An 18,643-nucleotide genomic window follows, 5' to 3' on the forward strand; every position below is an offset into this window, starting at 1 on the left:
GAGCCCGCATGCAATCGATATTCAACAAGAAGCTGCTGGCCGCGGCGCTGGCCGGCGCCGCGGCGCTGGCGTCCCTGTCCGCGCAGGCGGCCGTCAATGTGCTCGCCTGCGAGCCGGAGTGGGAGGCGCTGGCCAAGGAATTGGGCGGCGACAAGATCAAGGCGTCGAGCGCCACCAATGCGCTGCAAGACCCGCACCGCATCGAGGCCCGCCCCAGCCTGATCGCGCGCACGCGCAACGCCGACCTGCTCGTCTGCACCGGCCTGGAGCTGGAGGTGGGCTGGTTGCCGGTGTTGTTGCAGCAGTCGGGCAACGGCAAGATCGCCGCTGGCCAGCCGGGCAATTTCGAGGCCGGCGCCCTGGTGCCGCGGCTCGACGTGCCGGGCAAGGTCGACCGCAGCGAGGGCGACGTGCACGCTGCCGGCAATCCGCACATCCAGCAAAACCCGCACAATATCGCGCTGGTGGCGCCGGCGCTGGCCAAGCGCCTGGCCGAGCTCGACCCGGCCAACGCGGCCGAGTACCAGGCGCGCCTGAAGGATTTCTCGGCGCGCTGGAACGCGGCCATGCTGAAATGGGAAAAGCAGGCGGCGCCGCTGAAGTCCGTGGCCGTCGTCGAACACCATAAAAACATGGAGTACCTGATGGGCTGGCTGGGCCTGCGCCAGGTCGGCACGCTGGAGCCGAAGCCGGGCGTCGAGCCGAGCGCGGCGCACCTGTCGGCGCTGCTGGCGCAGTTGCAGCGCCAGCCGGCGAAGATGGTGCTGCGCGCCGCCTACCAGGATGGCCGCGCCTCGCAGTGGCTGGCCGAGCGCGCCCACATTCCCGCCGTGGTGCTGCCGTTCAGCGTCGGCGCCGACGACAAGAGCAAGGACTTGTTCGCGCTCTTCGACAGCACCGTGCAACGCTTGCTGGACGCGGCGAAATGACGCTGGGCACGCTCGATCTGACGATCATCCTGCCGGCCTTCCTGGCCGGCCTGCTGGTGCTGGCCACGCATATCCCGCTGGGCGCGCAAGTGCTCAAGCGGGGCATCGTCTTCATCGACCTGGCGATCGCCCAGATCGCCGCGCTGGGCGTCATCGTCGCCGGTTCCGGCGACCTCGACCCGCAGGGCTGGGCCGTGCAGGTGGCGGCCGGCATCGCCGCCTTGCTGGGCGCCTTGCTGCTGACCTGGACGGAAAAGCGCTGGCCCGACGTGCAGGAGGCGCAGATCGGCGTGATGTTCATCCTGGCCGCCACCGGCGGCCTGCTGCTGGTGGCGCACAACCCGCACGGCGGCGAGCATTTGCAGGATTTGCTCGCCGGCCAGATATTGTGGGTGCGCTACCAGCAGTTGCTGGCGCCGCTGCTGGGCACCGTGTTGATCGGCGCCGTGCTGTATTTCTTCAATGAACGGCTCAGCCGGCTAGGCTTTTACCTGATCTTCGCGCTGGCCGTGACGGCCTCGGTGCAACTGGTTGGCGTCTACCTCGTGTTCACCAGCCTGATCGTGCCCAGCCTGGCGGTGCGCCATTATGCGGACGGCAAGCGCCTGCCTTTGGCGTATGCGGTGGGCGCCGGCGGCTATCTGGCCGGCTTGGTGCTGTCGACTTTGCTCGACCTGCCTTCCGGCGCACTGATCGTCTGGTGCCTGACGGCGTTGGCCATCCTGGTGTATGCGGCCGGGCCGAAGCCGCAGGCGCAGCGGCAAGCCCACTAAGCGGCCGCCACGGCCGCAATCGTGCAAGGGCGCAACCGGAATCCCCCCGCGTTGCGCCCTTGTTGTTTTGTCCGCCGCGGTAAGACGGGCTCAACAATCTGATGTCATTTTACTATCAACATTGAGTCGCATCAAACGCTCCCGGCGAACCAAGTTTTATACTTTGAACAACAATTCGCCTTTCCTTTGATTCGCCGGCCAGTGCCGGTGAAGGCCCGGCTTTGGTCCGGTTCTAACCTGATTTGAGTGCTGGGGACGAGCATGAATAATCGACAGACCTCCAAGGACAACTATCAGGCTTACGTCTGGTTTCGCACGGCGGCGGAACAAGGCAACGCCTATGCACAGTTCAACCTTGGTCTGATGTACAAGAAGGGCGAGGGCGTTGGCCGCGACGACGAGCGGGCCTTCATCTGGCTGCGGCTGGCGGCCTTGCAAGGGCTCGCCTTCGCCCAGAACCATCTAGGCGCGATGTACTACAACGGCCGCGGCGCGGCGCAGAGCGACAAGGAGGCCGTGTACTGGTTCCGCCGCGCCGCCTTGCAGGGCGACGCGTCGGCCCAGCAAAACCTCGGGCAGATGTACAAGAAAGGGCGCGGCGTGCCGCAAAGCGACGCGCTGGCGCTGGCCTGGTTCTACCGCGCCTCCGAGCAGGGCGTCGCCAGCGCCCAGTCCATGCTCGGTGAGGCGTATGCGCGCGGGCTGGGCGCGAAGCAAAACGACGCCCTCGCGCTGGCCTGGTTCCGCAAGGCCGCGCTGCAGGGCGACGCCACGGCCCAGCTCAACATGGGCCTGGTCTACAAGCATGGCCAGGGCGTGGTGCAGAGCGACGAACAGGCGCTGGCCTGGTTCCGCCAGGCGGCGGCCCAGGGCGCCGCCATCGCCCAGCGGCAGGTCGGCGTCGCCTACGCCGAGGGGCGCGGGGTGGCGCCGGACCAGTTGCGCGCCTATGCCTGGCTGTCGCGCGCCGCCGAGCAGGGCGACGCCGATGCCCAGTTCAATCTCGGCGTCATGCTGGCCAGGGGGCAGGGCGTCGAGAAAAACGAAGGCAAGGCTTTCCTGTGGTACAGCCGCGCCGCCACGCACGGACACATGCTGGCGCAATACAATCTGGGCGGCATGTACGCGGCCGGCCGCGGCGTCGAGCGCGACCTGCAGCAGGCGCTGATCTGGTATCGCAAGGCGGCCGAGCAGGGCGCGCCGAACGCCCAGTTCAACCTGGGGGTCATTTATGCCAACGGGCATGGCGTCGACAAGGACGACGTGCGCGCCGTGCACTGGTATCGGACGGCGGCCGACCAGGGCGACGCCAGCGCGCAAAACAATCTGGGCGTGATGTACGCGAATGGCCAGGGCGTGTTGCAGGACGACGCGCTGGCCGTGCGCTGGTACGGCCGGGCCGCCGAACAGGGACACGCGCTGGCCCAGTACAACCTCGGCGGCATGTACAACAGCGGCCGCGGCGTGGTGAAAGACGTGGTGCGGGCCTATATGTGGATTGCGCTGGCGGCCGAGGCCGGCGACGAAACGGCCGGCGGCAGCAAAAACACCCTCGTCGACAAAATGACCTCGGGCGAAGTGGCGGCGGCGCTGGAGTTGACGCGGCAATGGCGCCAAACGCACCGCGGCTGAAGGGCCGGAAGCGGCGCAGCGGCGGTTAGCCGCCGGCCCGTTCCGCGCTGACCGGCCGGCGCCCCTGCGTGTCCTGGCGCCTGTCCAGGAACAGGCTGTTGCCGTGGATTTTCTTCGCCTGTTTCTTCGCCTCCGCCGCCGCCGTGGCGATCTGGTGGTGCGTGTAGTACTGCCGCGCCTCGACCTTGATGGCGCCCAGCGACAGGCTGATCAGCGAATAAAACACTTTCTTGCCCTGGCGGTCTTCGCTGATGTAGCCGCCGCGCTCGCGGTCGTCGATGCTGTAAAAGTCCAGGATGTCGCGCGCGAACTGTTCAAGGATCGCGTGGCAGCGCGTCTCCCAGTCCTCGCTTTGGAACAGGATCATGAAGTCGTCGCCGCCGATGTGGCCGATGAAGTCGCGGTTGGCGTCGCAGTGGCGGCTGAGGATTTCGCCGGTCAGCTGGATCACGTCGTCGCCCTTGCGGTAGCCGTAGACGTCGTTGAAGGGCTTGAAATTGTCCAGGTCGCAATAGCAGACCCAGAAGCGCGTGCCGCTTTGCAGCAGCCTGTCGATGTGCTCGTTGATCGGCACGTTGCCCGGCAACTGGGTCAGCGGATTGGCGTAGCGCGCCGCGTTGATCTGCATCTGGGTGATTTCGCGCATCAGGTCGTGGCCGGTGCCCATGCCCAGGTAGCGGCCCTGGTCGGTGATGATGAAGCCGTTGAACAGGTGGTGGGCGTCGGCCTGCACCATGATGAAGCTGAGGTCCTGCAAACTGGTTTCCTTGTCGGCGATCAGCGGCTTGGCGTCCATGAACAGCTTGCAGGATTTCTTGCCGTACAGTTCGCGCTGGTAGGGGCGGGCGAAGTGGTCGATCATGTCGAAGCGGCTGATCAGCCCCAGCGGCACGCCGTGGTCGACGACGGGAATGATCAGCAGCTTGGGCTCACGCAGAAATATCTCGTAGACCTCGTTGTTGTTCATCGACGGCGGCACCGCCTGCACGCGGTGCAAGAGTTTAAAGATAGTCACTGCATTTTTCTCGAATCCGCTGCGTTGGGGATAGACTGCGACGCCGTTGCGCCCCAGTGCCTTGACCACTTCGGCCGGCAGGGCCTTGGCCGGCGCCGCGTTCGGCCGGCCCAGGTGGTAGCCCTGGCCGAAGGCCACGCCCAGGTCGCGCAGCACCAGCAGCTCGGTCTGCGCCTCGATGCCCTCGGCGATCACCAGCGTGTCAGATTTTTCCGCGATTTCCTGGATGGAGCGCACGAATTGCAGCTTGACGGGGTCGTTGTTGATGCCCTGGATGAAATGCATGTCGATCTTGACATATTCCGGCCGCAGCTCCGACCACAGGCGCAGGCTGGAAAAGCCCTCGCCGAGGTCGTCGATGGCGATCTGGAAACCCATGGTGCGGTAATGCAGCACCGCCTCGCGCATCAGCGCGTAGTCATAGGTCGGCTGGTTTTCCGTCAGTTCGATGATCACGCGCTCGGGATTGATGCCGAGGCGTTCGATGTAGTCGAGAGTGTGGCCGTGGCGTTGGTCGCGCAGCAGCAGGCATTCGGGGCTGACGTTGAGGAACAGCTTGCCCGCCAGGTCCAGCTCGGCGAAGCGCTCCAGCACGACCTGGCGGCACAGGTGCTCGACCTCCAGCGTCAGCTGGTTGGCGCGGGCCACCTTGAACAGGTTCATCGGCGCGTGCAGCGGGCTGTCGGACGGCCCCCGTATCAAGCCCTCGTAGCCGATGATGTCGCCGCTTTGCATCTGGATGATGGGCTGGAACAGCGCGCTCAGCTTGCGCCCGGCCAGGATGTCGAGCAAATGCTCGCGCAACATCGCCTCCTCGCCGACCGGCGGCGCCGCCACGGCCTTGAGGTAACTGACATTCGACGGCGGCGCCGCGCCATGCTGCTCGGGCGTCGCGACGGGGAGGACGAGGGGTACGATAGAGTTCACTGGCGGCTTCTTGGTGGCACGGGCGGTCGGCATAGCGGGGCGGCGGGCTATGGTCATCATGCCAATGTTAATGCCGAATTGTTACCGCTTGATGAAATGCAACTTGATGTTCATGCGGGAAACCTTCGTGGTCGTATAAATCTTTCTTGGAACATTTTCGCAAGCGCTACAATAGTCGTTCGGCGGCGCCGTCCATGCCGCCCCACCGTTAGCCAATTGAAACAGAGCCATACGATGCCGATCCCCGCCCGCCGCGCCGCACTGCTGCTCCTGTCCCTGGGCGCCGGCGCCGCCCACGCCTCCGGCATCGCCGTCCAGGTGCGCGACGGCGCCGGCCAGGCGCTGGCCGACGTTGTCGTCTACGCCGAGCCGGAGGGCGCGGCGGCGCCGCGGACCATGCGCGCCGGCTCGATCGAGCAAAAGGGCTTGAAGTTCCTGCCCCTGGTGACCGTCGTGCAGACCGGCAGCAGCGTGGCCTTTCCGAACAACGACAAGGTGCGCCACCACATCTATTCTTTTTCGCCGGCCAAGAAATTCGACCAAAAGCTGTACGCGGGCATCGCCGCCAGCCCCCAGGTGTTCGACAAGGCCGGCGTCGTCGTGCTGGGCTGCAATATCCACGACAAGATGCTGGCCTATGTCAAAGTGGTCGACACGCCGTACTTCGCCAAGACGGACGGCGCCGGCGCGGCCAGGATCGAACTGCCCGGCGGCAAATATGTGCTGAGGGCCTGGCATTTCCGCGCCGTCGGCGGCGCCGCGGCCGAGCAGGCGCTGCTGGTCAAGGGCGGCGACGCGCCCAGCCCCGCCGCGTTCACGCTGACGCTCAAGCCGGCCGGCGCGGACGGCGATAGCGCCGCCGACGCCGGCCTCTAGGGCGCGGCGATGCGCTTGCCCCGCATTCGCAGTTTCCGCAGCCTGGAAAGCCGCATCGTCACGCTGTTCCTGGTCCTCATCGTCGTCGTGCAGGTGTCGGGCCTGCTGGCCATCCAGCAGGGCATTGCCAGCAATGCCCGCAACGCCATCGGCGGCGAGCTGGACACCGGCGCCAAGGTGTTCCAGCGCCTGCTCGACCAGAATGCGCAGAAATTGCGCTTCGGCGCCAGCATCGTGGCGCGCGACACCGCCTTCGTGGCGGCGATCGGCGGCAGCGTCGACGACGACCGCGCCACCATCGAGTCGGCGCTGGCCAACAGCGGGCTGCGCGTCAAGGCGGCGCTGACCATGCTCGTCAGCGCCGAGGGCCGCATCCTCGTCTCGACCCACGCCGCCCAGTCGGCCGGCCTGGACCAACTGGTCGCCGGCCTGATCGAAAGGGGCGGGCAGTCCGACGGCGCCAGCGGCATCGCCATCGTCGACCGCCGCCCCTACCAGATCGTCGCCGTGCCCGTGCGGGCGCCCATCACCATCGGCTACGTCGTGATGACCTTTCCGCTCGACCGCAATCTGGTCAAGGACATGTACGACATCTCTTCGCTGCAGGTGGCGATTTTGACGCGCGACGAGGGCGGCGTCTGGCTCGCCACGGCGACCACGCTGGCGGCGCCGGCGCTCAATCCCTTCGTCGCCGACATCCAGGGCATGCCGGGCACCCCGGCCGGCGCCTTCGACCTCGACATCGGCGGCAGCCGCTACAGCGCCCGCTTGCTGCCGATCGGCCAGGACGGCGCGCGCACGGCCAGCGTCGTGCTGGCCCGCTCGATCGACGAGGCGATGGCCGAATACACCAGCCTGAAACGCCGGTTGCTGGCGCTGAGCGTGGCCGGCATCGGCGTCGCTGCCGTGGCCAGCGTGCTGACGGCGAAGCGCATCGCCCAGCCGCTGAGCCAATTGGCGGCGACGGCGAAACGCCTGGAAAAGGGCGACTACAAGGGCGACATCGACGTCAGCCGCAAGGACCAGATCGGCGCGCTGGCGCGGGCCTTCAACGGCATGCGCGACGGGATCGCCAAGCGCGAGCAGGAAATCCGCCGGCTCGCTTACTGGGACCCGCTGACCAGTTTGCCGAACCGCGCCCAGTTCGTGCTGCTGCTGAACGACTCCATCGCCGAGGCGGGCAGGCGCGAGCACGCCGTGTTCGTGCTGATGATGGACCTGGACCGCTTCAAACACGTCAACGACATCATGGGGCACAGCTTCGGCGACGCGCTGCTGCGCCAGGTGGCCCAGCGCCTGCAACTGCAGCTGGCCGCCGGCCGGCATGGCGCGGCCCAGCTGGCGCGCCTGGGCGGCGACGAATTCGCCATCCTGCTGCCGGACGCCACGCTGGAACAGGCGCGCCAGACGGCCGCGCTCATCCTCGGCGCGCTGGAAGCGCCGCTGTCGCTGGAGGAGCAGACGGTCGACATCGGCGCCGGCGTCGGCATCGCCGGCTTCCCCCTGCACGCCGGCTCCGGCGCGGCGCTGCTGAGCATGGCCGAGGTGGCGATGTACACGGCCAAGCTGCGCAACGACGGCGCCGTCGTCTACGACGCCGCGATGGACAAATCGAGCGAAAAAAGCCTGTCGCTGCTGAGCGAGCTGCGCAAGGCCATCGAGCGCGAGCAATTCCGCCTCTACGTGCAGCCCAAGCTGCTGCTGGGCAGCGGCCAGGTGGTTGGCGTCGAGGCCTTGATACGCTGGGTCCACCCGGAGCGCGGCAACGTCTTCCCCGACGAATTCATCCCCTTCGCCGAACAGACCGGCTTCATCCGCGTGCTGACGGGCTGGGTGCTGGAAAAGTCCGCCGCCCTGTGCCGCGACCTGGCGGCCCAGGGCGTGCACCTGAAGCTGTCGGTCAACCTGTCCACGCGCGACCTGCTGGACCAGCACCTGCCGCAGAAATTCGCCGACATCCTGGCGCACCACGGCCTGGCGCCGTCCTCCTTCTGCCTGGAAATCACCGAAAGCGCCATCATGGACGACCCGGTGCGCGCCCAGCACACGCTGGCGCGCCTGCATGCGATGGGCGTGGACTTGTCGATCGACGACTTCGGCACCGGCTACTCCTCGCTGGCCTACCTGAAGCGGCTGCCGGTGGACGAGCTGAAAATCGACAAATCCTTCGTGCTGAACATGGAGCACGACGAAGGCGACAAGAAAATCGTCCGCTCGACCATCGACCTGGGCCACAACATGGGCTTGCGCGTCGTCGCCGAGGGCATCGAAAGCGCGGCCGTATGGCGCCTGCTGGCCGAACTCGGCTGCGACCAGGGCCAGGGTTATTTCATGAGTCGGCCTATCCCCTGCGAACAATTGCCGGCCTGGCTGGTGCAATGGCAGGCGCCCGGCACGGCCCCGGCCGCCCCCGCCTAGCGCCGGCGCGGCCGCCGCGCCGAATAAAATACGGCATTGCAGCTTTATAAATGTGCTTTAAAAGTCACAATCCGCGCTATGATTTCATCGGCGAAAGAAGTGGTCGGACTCCCTCCCACCGCATCCTGTCCAGTCACGGCGGCGCCGGCCCGGCGCCGCCATCCCGACCTGCATCTCGATGAACGGAACACCCATGCAACTACGTAGCGCAACCCTGATATTCAGCTTGATCGCCGGCTTAGGCGGCAACGCGATGGCGCAAAGCTGCCCGGCCTCGGCCTTCGGCAGCGGCGACGGCGCGGCTTACCCCGCCAGCAAGCAAGTCGACCAGCAAGACAACTACCACGGCACCCAGGTCGCCGACCCCTACCGCTGGCTGGAAGACGCCAACAGCGCCGAAACCCACGACTGGGTGGTAGCGCAGAACAAGCTGACGCAATCCTACCTGGGCCAGATCCCCGGCCGCGAAGCGATCAAGCAGCGCCTGACCAAGTTGTGGAACTACGAGCGTTTCAGCGTGCCGATCAAAGAGGGCGGACGCTACTTCTACACCCGCAACGACGGCTTGCAAAACCAGGCCGTGCTGTACACAGTGAAAAGCCTGGCCGACACGCCGCGCCTGCTGCTGGACCCGAACACCCTGGCCGCCGACGGCACCGTCGCGCTGGCCGGCATGTCCGTTAGCCCGAACGGCAAATACCTGGCCTACGGCACGGCCGCCTCCGGTTCCGACTGGAACGAGTGGAAGGTGCGCGACGTCGACACCGGCAAGGACCTCAGCGACGAGCTGAAATGGGTGAAATTCTCCGCCGCCTCGTGGACCAAGGACAGCACGGGCTTCTTCTACAGCCGCTACGACGCGCCCAAGGAAGCGACCAAACTGGCCGACATCAACTACTTCCAGAAGCTGTACTTCCACAAGATCGGCACGCCGCAAAGCGCCGACGTGCTCGTCTACGACCGTCCCGACCAAAAGGAATGGGGCTTCAGCGGCCGCGTCAGCGACGACGGCCACTACCTGATCATCTCCTCGACCCAGGGCACGGCGCACAAGAACCGCGTCTTCTTCAAGGATCTGCGCCAGAAGGACGGCAAGGTCGCCACGCTGCTCGACGGCTTCGACGCCTCCTACAGCTTCATCGACAACGACGGCCCCGTGTTCTGGTTCACCACCGACAACAAGGCGCCCACCTCGCGCGTCATCGCCATCGACACCCGCCATCCGGAAACGGCGAACTGGAAGGAAATCGTGCCGCAATCGGCGCAAACCCTCGTCTCGGCCAACATCGTCAACCAGCAACTGGTGGCCGAGTACCTGAGCGACGCGCGCAGCCAGGTCAAGGTGTTCGACCTGAAGGGCAGACTGGTGCGCGAAGTGGCGTTGCCGGGCATCGGTTCGGCCGGCGGCTTCGGCGGCAAGCGCGGCGACAGCGAAACCTTCTATACGTATTCGAGCTTCACGACGCCGGCCACCGTCTACCGCTACGACATGAAGACCGGCAAGAGCAGCGTCTACCGCCAGCCGAAGGTCGACTTCGACCCGAGCGCTTTCGACGTGCGCCAGCAATTCTTTACCAGCCGCGACGGCACCAAGGTGCCGATGTTCATTGTCTCGAAAAAAGGCATGAAGCTTGACGGCAGCAACCCGACCTATCTGTACGGCTACGGCGGCTTCAACGCCTCGATGACGCCGGCCTTCTCCGTGGCCAACCTGGCCTGGGTGGAAATGGGCGGCGTCTACGTGCTGGCCAACCTGCGCGGCGGCGGCGAGTACGGCGAGGCCTGGCATATCGCCGGCACCAAGCTGCAAAAGCAAAACGTCTTCGACGATTTCATCGGCGCGGCCGAATGGCTGGTGGCCAACAAGGTGACGTCGCCGGCGAAGCTGTCGATAGGCGGCGGCAGCAACGGCGGCCTGCTGGTGGGCGCCACGCTGACCCAGCGGCCCGAGTTGTTCGCCGCGGCGATCCCGCAGGTGGGCGTGCTCGACATGCTGCGCTTCCACAAGTTCACCATCGGCTGGGCCTGGACCTCGGACTACGGCTCGTCCGACAACGCCGACGAGTTCAAGGCCCTGTACGCCTACTCGCCGTTGCACAATCTGAAAAAGGGCCGCTGCTATCCGGCCACGATGATCACCACGGCCGACCATGACGACCGCGTCGTGCCGGCCCACAGCTTCAAGTTCGCCGCCGCGGCCCAGGCCGCGCAGGGCGGCTCGGCGCCCATCCTGATCCGCATCGACAGCAAGGCGGGCCACGGCGCCGGCAAGCCGACCGCGAAAGTGATCGAAGAAGTGGCGGACCGCTGGGGCTTCCTCAGCCGCGCGCTGCGGATGAACGAGCCGGCCAAGGTGGCGGCGGAATAAGTCGGGAAGTATCGAAAAGGGGCGGGCGGATACATCGCCCGCCTTTTTTTTGTCTTGCCTTGCCGTGAAAGCGTAGCGCGCCGGCCGTCCCCCAGGGGGCGTCTGCGGCTGGTCCGGGGCGCGGCTTGCCGGTATTTTCTTTCCGCTCCTGTCAAAATACCGTTTTTTCTCTTGATCCTGACCTTACGTCAGGACGTACGCTGGTTTGCATGGAGGAAGTGACGATGCTGCTGAAAATTGGTGAACTCGCAAAACGGGCCGGACTGACCGTCCGCACCCTGCATCACTACGACAGTATCGGCTTGCTGACTCCATCCGTGCGCTCCGATAAGGGTTTCAGGTTGTACAACCAGGACGACGTGGTGCGGCTGCACCGCATCCACACCCTCAAGCAACTGGGGTGCTCCCTGGCCGACATCGGCGCGCTGCTGGACGAGGCTGGCCTCTCGCCGATCGACGTCATCACCCACCAGATCGCCGCAATCGACGAGCAGGTTCAGCGTGGGCAAAGACTGGGAAAGCGCCTTCGGCACATGCTGAAGGAACTCTCCGACGGGCGGGATACCAGCATCGCCGATTGGCTCACGATTCTGGAGAAAATGACAATGTACGAAAAGTATTTTTCAAGCAGCGAGCTGGACGCCCTGCGCGCGCGCAAGGACGAAGGCGGCAAAGCGACGGACAGCGCCTGGGCGGAACTGGTTCCGCAAGTGCGCGATGCGCTCGAACAGAGGCTGCCGGCCACCGGCGTGCAGGCGCAGGCGCTGGCGCGGCGCTGGATGCAGCTGCTCGACCGGACCACGGGCGGCGACATCGGCCTGGCCATCAAACTGCAGACCATGCAAAAGAGCGAAATACGGGCGCAGCAGGGCACCGCCATCACCGAGCCGATGATGGTCTGGATACAGCAAGCCCATTCCAGCCTGCGCGCCAGCCTGTTCGCCCGCCACCTGGCGCCGGCCGAATTCGAGCAGGTCAGGCAGCGCATGGCGGCGCATGAGTCGGACTGGCATCCGCTGATTGAACAGCTGCGCCAGCAAATGAATGCCGGGGCGGGCCTCGGCGAACCGGCCGTGCAAGTGCTGGCGCGGCGCTGGGAAACGCTGTTCCGCAGTTCCTACTGCGGCGCCGACACCGTGCTGGAGGCCAAGGTGCGCGCCGCCTTTCACGCCGAGCCGGACCTGTCCAGCGGCATCGGCGTCGACGCTCCCCTGATCGCGTTCGTGCAGCAGGCCATCATGCAGCTGCATGCGCCTCAGGACGGGGCGGCGGCCGGGCCGAAGCCGAGCGCCTACATGGTGGCGGTCCAGCGCGGCGTGCATCAACTGCTGGACGCGCCCCTGGTGTTCGACGATCCGCTCGCCTTGAAAATCCTCGGGCCGGAGGACGAGGCGTCCGTGCGCGCCAGCGCCGGGCGCTACGCCGACCCGATGTCGAAGGCGCTGCGCGCCACGCTGGTGGTGCGCAGCCGGTTGGCCGAGGACGCGTGGGCGCGCGCGGAGCAGGGCGGCGTGCGCCAGTACGTGGTGCTCGGCGCGGGCCTCGACACCTACGCCTGCCGCGGCGCGGCGCGGCCGGACAGCCGCATCTTTGAAGTCGACCTGCCCGCCACGCAGCAGTGGAAGCGCGGGCGCCTGCGCGCCGCCGGCATGGCCGAACCGGATGGGCTAAGCTTCGTGGCGCTCGATTTCAAGCGCTCGACGCTGGCCGCGGGGTTGGCCGAGGCCGGCTTCCGCCACGACCAGCCGGCGTTCTTTTCCTGCCTGGGCGTGACGATGTACCTGGAACAGGAAGAGGTTTACGACACCTTGCGCTTCATCGCGGCGGGCGCGGCGGGCGGCGGCGTGGTCTTCGACTACGGCGCCGATCCCGACCTGCTGGGACCGATGGAGCGCACCGCCCTGCAGATGATGACGTCCAAGGCGGCCGAGCGCGGCGAAACGTGGAAAAGCTACTTCGATCCGGCGGCGCTGGACCGGACGCTGCGCGAGATCGGCTTCGCCGAAGTGGACAGCTTCAGCCCGCAGCAATTGAACGAGCGCTACCTGTCCGGGCGCCAGGATGGCTTGAAAGTGGGCTTCGTCACACGCCTGGCGCACGCCAGGGTGTGCTGAGGGGCGGCGCGGACAAGTCGGCGCAGGCGCGGGGCCGGACCCGCCGGGCCCGGCCCTTGGCGCTGCCCGCCTAGCGGTGTATCACCACCAGCAGCGCCTTCGCCTCGGCCTTGCCGGCGTTGCGGATCGCGTGAGGCTGGTCGGCCGGATAGCGCGCCGTCCCGCCCACTTTCACCTTGCGCTTGTCGCTGCCGACCTCCAGCTCCATCGAGCCGTGCAACAGCGTCAAATGTTCGGTCGTGCCGGGGTCGTGCGGCTGCGACACCAGCTCGCCGCCCGGCGCCAGCGTCAATTCATACCACTCGTACTTACCCGCCAGCTCCATCGGCCCGAGAATGCGCAGCACATAACCGGCATGGTCGCCGGGCAGGGTGGGGGTTTCGTGCGCGTCGAGCACGCGTATCGTCTCGACGCTCTTCTCCGCGCTCGACAGCAGCTCGCCGATGGCCACCCCCAGCGCATTCGCCAGCCGCCACGTGATGGCGATGGTCGGATTCGCCTTTTCCCGCTCGATCTGCGACAGCATCGACTTCGACACCCCGGCGATGCGCGACAAATCCTCCAGGGTCAGGCCGCGCGCCAGGCGCAGCCGTTGCAAGGTGGCGCCCACTTCGGGCGGGGAACTGGTCGAAACGGTAGTTTTCATCTAAGAGGTGCTTGCAAAGTTCAATAGGCTTGGGTAATATCCATTATATTGAATTCGAGTTCGACATAACGGATTTCATCGGTGCTGTTGGAAATGAGTGTAAACTCGTCAGGACAACACTGCGCAGCTACGGTACAGCATAGCGAGACAATCGGTCAAGCGGCCGCAAAAACCAACAGACAAGAGGGTAATAATGAGCGAGCACACCAAGAACACATTCTTCAGCGGACTGCAGCAGAACCTGGACACGCTGCGCGAGCAGGGCCTGTACAAGCCGGAGCGCGTGATCGCCTCGCGCCAGGGCGCCGAAGTGGTCTGCGACGACGGCCGCACCCTCATCAATATGTGCGCCAACAACTACCTGGGCCTGTCCGGCGACCTGCAAACCCAGCAGGCGTCGATCGCCGCGACCGAGAAATACGGCTACGGCCTGTCGTCGGTGCGCTTCATCTGCGGCACCCAGACCGTGCACAAGGAACTTGAACAAGCCATTTCCAGCTTCCTCGGCACCGAAGACACGATACTGTACGCGGCCGCCTTCGACGCCAACGGCGGCGTCTTCGAGCCGCTGTTCGACGAGCAGGACGCGATCATCTCCGACGCCCTGAACCACGCCTCCATCATCGACGGCATCCGCCTGTGCAAGGCCGGCCGCTACCGCTACCTGCACAACGACATGGCCGACCTGGAAGTGCAGCTGCAGGCCGCCGTCGCCGCCGGCAAGCGCCACAAGGTCATCGTCACCGACGGCGTGTTCTCGATGGACGGCACCATCGCCCAGCTCGACAAGATCTGCGACCTGGCCGACCAGTACGACGCCCTCGTCATGATCGACGAATGCCACGCCTCCGGCTTCATGGGCGCGACCGGGCGCGGCACCCACGAGCACCACAAGGTGATGGGCCGCATCGACATCATCACCGGCACGCTGGGCAAGGCCCTGGGCGGCGCGATGGGCGGCTTCACCTCGGCGCGCAAGGAAGTGATCAACACGCTGCGCCAGAAATCGCGCCCTTACCTGTTCTCCAACACCCTGGCGCCGTCGATCGCCGGCGCCTCGCTGTCGGTGCTCGAACGGCTGGCGAAATCGACCGAACTGCGCGATCGCCTGCATGAAAACACCGCCTTCTTCCGCAGCGAAATCGAACGCATCGGCTTCACCATCAAGCCGGGCAGCCACCCGGTCGTGCCGGTGATGCTGTTCGACGCGCCGGTGGCGCAGCGCTTCGCCGCCCGCCTGTACGAACTGGGCGTGCTGGTCACCGGCTTCTTCTATCCGGTGGTGCCGATGGGCCAGGCGCGCGTGCGCGTCCAGCTGTCGGCCGCGCACAGCCGCGAACAACTGGTCAAGGTGCTGGCGGCATTCGAACAGGCGGGGCGTGAACTTGGCCTGCTGAAGACTCAATAAATAACAACATCGGGAAGAATCAATATGGAACGCATCTTAGTCATCGGCGCCAACGGCCAAATCGGCAGCGAACTGGTGGGCGCGCTGGCCGCGCAGCACGGCGCGCAAAACGTCATCGCGGGCGACATCGGCGCCGCCAACGTCTACAACGCGGCGCGCTACACCCGCCTCGACGTCCTCGACAAAGCCGGCCTGGCCGCGCTGGTCGCGCAAGAAGGCATCACCCAGGTCTACCAACTGGCGGCGCTGCTGTCGGCCACCGGCGAACAGGCGCCGCTGAAAGCCTGGACCCTGAACATGGACGGCCTGCTCAACATCCTCGAAGTGGCGCGCGAGCGCGGCGAAATCGGCAAGCCGCTGCGCATCTTCTGGCCCTCGTCGATCGCCGCCTTCGGCCCGAACACGCCGCAGGCGAACACGCCGCAAATGACGGTGATGGACCCGACCACGATCTACGGCATCAGCAAGCTGGCTGGCGAACGCCTGTGCGAATACTACTTCAGCAAGTACGGCGTCGACGTGCGCAGCATCCGCTACCCCGGCATCATCAGCTACAAATCGCCACCGGGCGGCGGCACCACCGACTACGCCATCGCCATCTTCCACGCGGCGCTGCGCGGCGAACGCTACGAATGCTTCCTCGGCCCGCAGACCGCGCTGCCGATGATCTACATGCCCGACGCGATCCGCGCAACCATAGAATTAATGGACGCGCCGCCGGCCCAAATCAAGATACGTTCGGCATATAATGTGGCCGGCTTGTCATTCAACCCGGAGCAACTGGCCGGCGCCATCGCCCAGCAAGTGCCTGACTTCAAAATCAGTTACAAGCCGGACAGCCGCCAGGCGATCGCCGACAGCTGGCCGCAAAGCCTGGACGACGCCCAAGCGGCGGCGGACTGGGGCTGGAAAGCGCACATCGGCCTGCAGCAACTGGTCACCGACATGCTGGCAAACATAGACGTCAATCTGGCCAAGGCGGCCTGATATGGACACAACAAATATAATATAAAGAGACAACACCATGGACATGAGCGTATTCGATCTATTTAAAATCGGCATCGGGCCGTCGAGTTCCCATACCGTGGGGCCGATGGTCGCGGCGCGCCGCTTCCTGATCGAATGCGCGTCACTGGACCAGGCCGTCGGCGTCGAGGCGGCGCTGTACGGCTCGCTGGCGCTGACCGGCGTCGGCCACGCCACCGACAAGGCCGTCATCCTCGGCCTGATGGGCGAAACCCCGCAGGGCGTCGCGCCCGGCGAGGTCGACAGCAAACTGGCGGCCGTCGAAGCGGCCGGCGAAATCAAACTGCTGGGCCGCCACGCCGTGCCGTTCACGGCCGCGACCGGCCTGGTGTGGCACAAAAGCGCATCGCTGCCGGAGCACCCGAACGGCATGCGCTTCACGCTGACACTGGCCGACGGCAGCCGCATCGAACGCGTGTTCTACTCCGTCGGCGGCGGCTTCATCCACGCCGAAGGCGAGGCCCAGGCCAAGCAGGCGGCAACGCCGGCGGCCCAGCCGGCGTCGGCGGTCGTCTACCCCTTCGACACCATGGACCAATTGCTGGCGCACGGCAAGGCCAGCGGCCTGTCCATCCCCGCCATGCTGCGCGCCAACGAATGCGTACGTCTCGGCAACGAGGAACTCGACGCCGGCATCGACAACATCTGGCACGTCATGCGCGACTGCATCGCCCACGGCCTGGCAACGGCCGGCCAACTGCCGGGCGGCCTGAACGTCAAGCGGCGCGCCGCCAAACTGTGGGACATGGCGCAAGAAGCCAAAGCCTCGGACAACCGCGCCAATGACCTGCCGCACGACGCCCTGCACCAAGTGAGCCTGTACGCGATGGCCGTCAACGAAGAAAACGCGGCGGGCGGGCGCGTCGTCACGGCGCCGACCAACGGCGCGGCCGGCATCATCCCGGCCGTGCTGCGCTACTACGCCGAAGACTGCCGTCCCAGCGACCCGGTGACCGGCGTGCGCAACTTCATGCTGACAGCGGCGGCCATCGGCATGCTATGCAAACGCAACGCCTCCATCTCCGGCGCCGAAATCGGCTGCCAGGGCGAAGTGGGCGTGGCCTGCGCGATGGCGGCGGCGGGCCTCGTGGCCGCGCTGGGCGGCAGCAACGAACAAATCGAAAACGCCGCCGAAATCGGCATCGAACACCACCTCGGCATGACCTGCGACCCGATAGGCGGCCTCGTGCAAATCCCCTGCATCGAACGCAACGGCATGGGCGCCGTCAAAGCCATCACCGCCGCCTCGCTGGCGCTGAAAGGCGACGGCACCCACTTCGTCAGCCTCGACGAAGTCATCGAAACCATGCGCCAGACCGGCGCCGACATGCAAGACAAATACAAAGAAACCTCGCTGGGCGGACTGGCCATCCACGTCATCACCGTCAACCACGCGGCCTGCTAAAAACCAATAATGGGGTCAGGTCTAGACATGGCGGTTTTCGCTCAAAATACAACACATTGAGCCGTGGATAGGCCGGACCCGCTGTAGGCAGTCGACCCTGCTGCTTGGGTCATCCAGCGCGCCGCAGCGGGCGGGCGCTGGAGTGCCGGCTGGCCGATGGGACGACTCGCGCCCGCAACGCGGTGAAGCAATTCCGATCTTTCAATGAATGATTGAGGGAATTCGGATATGCCGAACGGGTTTCGGAATGGCGGCAGCCGTCCTCCCGCTGCGGCGGCACTCGCTGCCTTCAGGCGGCCAGTAGCGCCTCCAGCCGCTTCACGCTGTCCAATTCCAGCGTGACCAACTCGCCGTCGTAGAACACGCTGTTGATAATCCAGGGAATCGGCAAGGCGTGCGCCTCCTGCTGGCTGGTGACCCGATGGATGGCGCAGGGAATGCCGCGGCGTTCGGCGAAATCGCGCAGCGCGGTGCCCGTCCACGACTCCGTGAACGGACAAGTATTGGTGTAATACGCGACGATGCCCTTGCTCCCCGGGATGCATCCAGCCTTGGCCGATTGCTTGAATTGCGGCGTGGGCGCGTCCGGCTTCAGCTTCTTGCACCACAACCTGAAATAGGGCGGCGCCGTATCGACGCAGGCAAAGCCCTGCTTCTCAAAATAGGCTGGATCGCTCATATACGGGCGCTTCTTCTCGCCGGTGACGGCGACCAGGCCATGCATAGCCGCGGCATCGGTGATCACCCTTTGCAACAGACGGCGGCCGTGGCCCTGCATCTTGAAGCGGCCCGAAACCCAAAAGCAATTCACCACCATATAACCGGACGCATCCAGCGGCAGCCAAGCCTGCTCGGCGGGCACATACTCGATAAACACCTTGCCGCGGGCATCCAGCCGCTGGAAACGGTAGCCGCCGGCGTGCTGCTGCGCCAGCCAACGCTTCTTCGCCGCGTAGCCATCGGCGCACTTGGCGTCGGCCAGCGCGCAACAAATATGCTCCATGGCGATATTTCCCGGATGAATTTCGATGATGCGCGAATCAGTCATTGCGGCGGCTCCCTGACATGAATAGCAATATTCTACAGGAAGCAACAATGGGGTCAGG

At 65.7% G+C, this 18,643-nt stretch carries 13 protein-coding genes; 10 read left to right on the forward strand and 3 right to left on the reverse strand.

The genetic code is table 11. The features are described 5' to 3' along the window. Positions 1-8: 8 nt before the first annotated feature. The 3 genes from OIK44_RS03730 to OIK44_RS03740 all read left to right on the forward strand — a co-directional run bounded on the left by OIK44_RS03730 (position 9) and on the right by OIK44_RS03740 (position 3,334). Positions 9-929, forward strand: a complete 921-nt coding sequence (locus tag OIK44_RS03730; protein WP_273669333.1) for a metal ABC transporter substrate-binding protein — start codon at positions 9-11, stop codon at positions 927-929. Further along, positions 926-1,702 carry a metal ABC transporter permease gene (locus OIK44_RS03735; protein WP_273669334.1) on the forward strand — a complete coding sequence of 259 codons (777 nt, stop codon included), beginning with the start codon at positions 926-928 and terminating at the stop codon, positions 1,700-1,702. The genes OIK44_RS03730 and OIK44_RS03735 overlap by 4 nt, the downstream gene beginning before the upstream one ends. Before the next feature lie 261 nt (positions 1,703-1,963). Further along, positions 1,964-3,334, forward strand: a complete 1,371-nt coding sequence (locus OIK44_RS03740; RefSeq protein WP_273669335.1) for a tetratricopeptide repeat protein — start codon at positions 1,964-1,966, stop codon at positions 3,332-3,334. 25 nt (positions 3,335-3,359) lie between these two features. On the opposite strand, the gene OIK44_RS03745 is transcribed toward OIK44_RS03740, so the two are convergent. Continuing rightward, a complete protein-coding gene (locus tag OIK44_RS03745) occupies positions 3,360-5,156 on the reverse strand; it encodes a GGDEF domain-containing protein (protein ID WP_273669783.1) in 1,797 nt (598 codons plus the stop codon). A gap of 354 nt (positions 5,157-5,510) precedes the next feature. Here OIK44_RS03745 and OIK44_RS03750 point away from each other — a divergent pair, with 354 nt between their 5' ends. The 4 genes from OIK44_RS03750 (at position 5,511) to OIK44_RS03765 (ending at position 13,052) form a co-directional block, all read left to right on the forward strand. Next, positions 5,511-6,152: a methylamine utilization protein gene (locus OIK44_RS03750; RefSeq protein WP_273669336.1), complete on the forward strand. Its 642-nt coding sequence runs from the start codon at positions 5,511-5,513 to the stop codon at positions 6,150-6,152. Between the two features lie 9 nt (positions 6,153-6,161). Further along, positions 6,162-8,570 (forward strand): putative bifunctional diguanylate cyclase/phosphodiesterase, encoded by a 2,409-nt coding sequence (locus OIK44_RS03755; protein ID WP_273669337.1) that lies wholly within the window; start codon positions 6,162-6,164, stop codon positions 8,568-8,570. Positions 8,571-8,763: 193 nt separating this feature from the next. Further along, entirely contained in the window at positions 8,764-10,938 is a 2,175-nt protein-coding gene (locus OIK44_RS03760) for a prolyl oligopeptidase family serine peptidase (protein WP_273669338.1), read from the forward strand. Positions 10,939-11,162: 224 nt separating this feature from the next. Then, positions 11,163-13,052: an SAM-dependent methyltransferase gene (locus OIK44_RS03765; protein WP_273669339.1), complete on the forward strand. Its 1,890-nt coding sequence runs from the start codon at positions 11,163-11,165 to the stop codon at positions 13,050-13,052. A gap of 70 nt (positions 13,053-13,122) precedes the next feature. Here OIK44_RS03765 and OIK44_RS03770 read toward each other — a convergent pair whose 3' ends face one another. Continuing rightward, positions 13,123-13,698, reverse strand: coding sequence for a helix-turn-helix domain-containing protein (locus OIK44_RS03770; RefSeq protein ID WP_273669340.1), 576 nt, complete (start codon positions 13,696-13,698; stop codon positions 13,123-13,125). A 193-nt stretch (positions 13,699-13,891) separates the two neighbouring features. On the opposite strand from OIK44_RS03770, the gene kbl reads away from it, so the two are divergent. The 3 genes from kbl to OIK44_RS03785 are packed head-to-tail and all read left to right on the forward strand — an operon-like array spanning position 13,892 to position 17,537. Then, positions 13,892-15,106, forward strand: coding sequence for a glycine C-acetyltransferase (kbl, locus tag OIK44_RS03775; protein WP_273669341.1), 1,215 nt, complete (start codon positions 13,892-13,894; stop codon positions 15,104-15,106). Between the two features lie 24 nt (positions 15,107-15,130). After that, on the forward strand, positions 15,131-16,093 hold the full coding sequence (locus tag OIK44_RS03780; protein ID WP_273669342.1) for an NAD-dependent epimerase/dehydratase family protein: 963 nt from the start codon (positions 15,131-15,133) through the stop codon (positions 16,091-16,093). A gap of 37 nt (positions 16,094-16,130) precedes the next feature. After that, positions 16,131-17,537, forward strand: coding sequence for an L-serine ammonia-lyase (locus OIK44_RS03785; protein WP_273669343.1), 1,407 nt, complete (start codon positions 16,131-16,133; stop codon positions 17,535-17,537). A gap of 289 nt (positions 17,538-17,826) precedes the next feature. On the opposite strand, the gene OIK44_RS03790 is transcribed toward OIK44_RS03785, so the two are convergent. Next, entirely contained in the window at positions 17,827-18,630 is an 804-nt protein-coding gene (locus tag OIK44_RS03790; protein ID WP_273669344.1) for a YoaP domain-containing protein, read from the reverse strand. Between the last annotated feature and the right edge of the window lie 13 nt (positions 18,631-18,643).

Source organism: Janthinobacterium fluminis (assembly GCF_028595325.1).
GTDB classification, from domain to species: Bacteria; Pseudomonadota; Gammaproteobacteria; order Burkholderiales; family Burkholderiaceae_D; genus Janthinobacterium; species Janthinobacterium fluminis.

What these genes read in the sequence shown, in the direction of transcription:
- OIK44_RS03745 (WP_273669783.1), bottom strand. Translation starts at nt 5,156, where the DNA reads ATGTTGCGCGAGCATTTGCTCGACATCCTGGCCGGGCGCAAGCTGAGC.
- OIK44_RS03780 (WP_273669342.1), top strand. Translation starts at nt 15,131, where the DNA reads ATGGAACGCATCTTAGTCATCGGCGCCAACGGCCAAATCGGCAGCGAA.
- OIK44_RS03730 (WP_273669333.1), top strand. Translation starts at nt 9, where the DNA reads ATGCAATCGATATTCAACAAGAAGCTGCTGGCCGCGGCGCTGGCCGGC.
- OIK44_RS03785 (WP_273669343.1), top strand. Translation starts at nt 16,131, where the DNA reads ATGGACATGAGCGTATTCGATCTATTTAAAATCGGCATCGGGCCGTCG.
- OIK44_RS03750 (WP_273669336.1), top strand. Translation starts at nt 5,511, where the DNA reads ATGCCGATCCCCGCCCGCCGCGCCGCACTGCTGCTCCTGTCCCTGGGC.
- OIK44_RS03770 (WP_273669340.1), bottom strand. Translation starts at nt 13,698, where the DNA reads ATGAAAACTACCGTTTCGACCAGTTCCCCGCCCGAAGTGGGCGCCACC.
- OIK44_RS03735 (WP_273669334.1), top strand. Translation starts at nt 926, where the DNA reads ATGACGCTGGGCACGCTCGATCTGACGATCATCCTGCCGGCCTTCCTG.
- kbl (WP_273669341.1), top strand. Translation starts at nt 13,892, where the DNA reads ATGAGCGAGCACACCAAGAACACATTCTTCAGCGGACTGCAGCAGAAC.
- OIK44_RS03765 (WP_273669339.1), top strand. Translation starts at nt 11,163, where the DNA reads ATGCTGCTGAAAATTGGTGAACTCGCAAAACGGGCCGGACTGACCGTC.
- OIK44_RS03755 (WP_273669337.1), top strand. Translation starts at nt 6,162, where the DNA reads ATGCGCTTGCCCCGCATTCGCAGTTTCCGCAGCCTGGAAAGCCGCATC.
- OIK44_RS03740 (WP_273669335.1), top strand. Translation starts at nt 1,964, where the DNA reads ATGAATAATCGACAGACCTCCAAGGACAACTATCAGGCTTACGTCTGG.
- OIK44_RS03760 (WP_273669338.1), top strand. Translation starts at nt 8,764, where the DNA reads ATGCAACTACGTAGCGCAACCCTGATATTCAGCTTGATCGCCGGCTTA.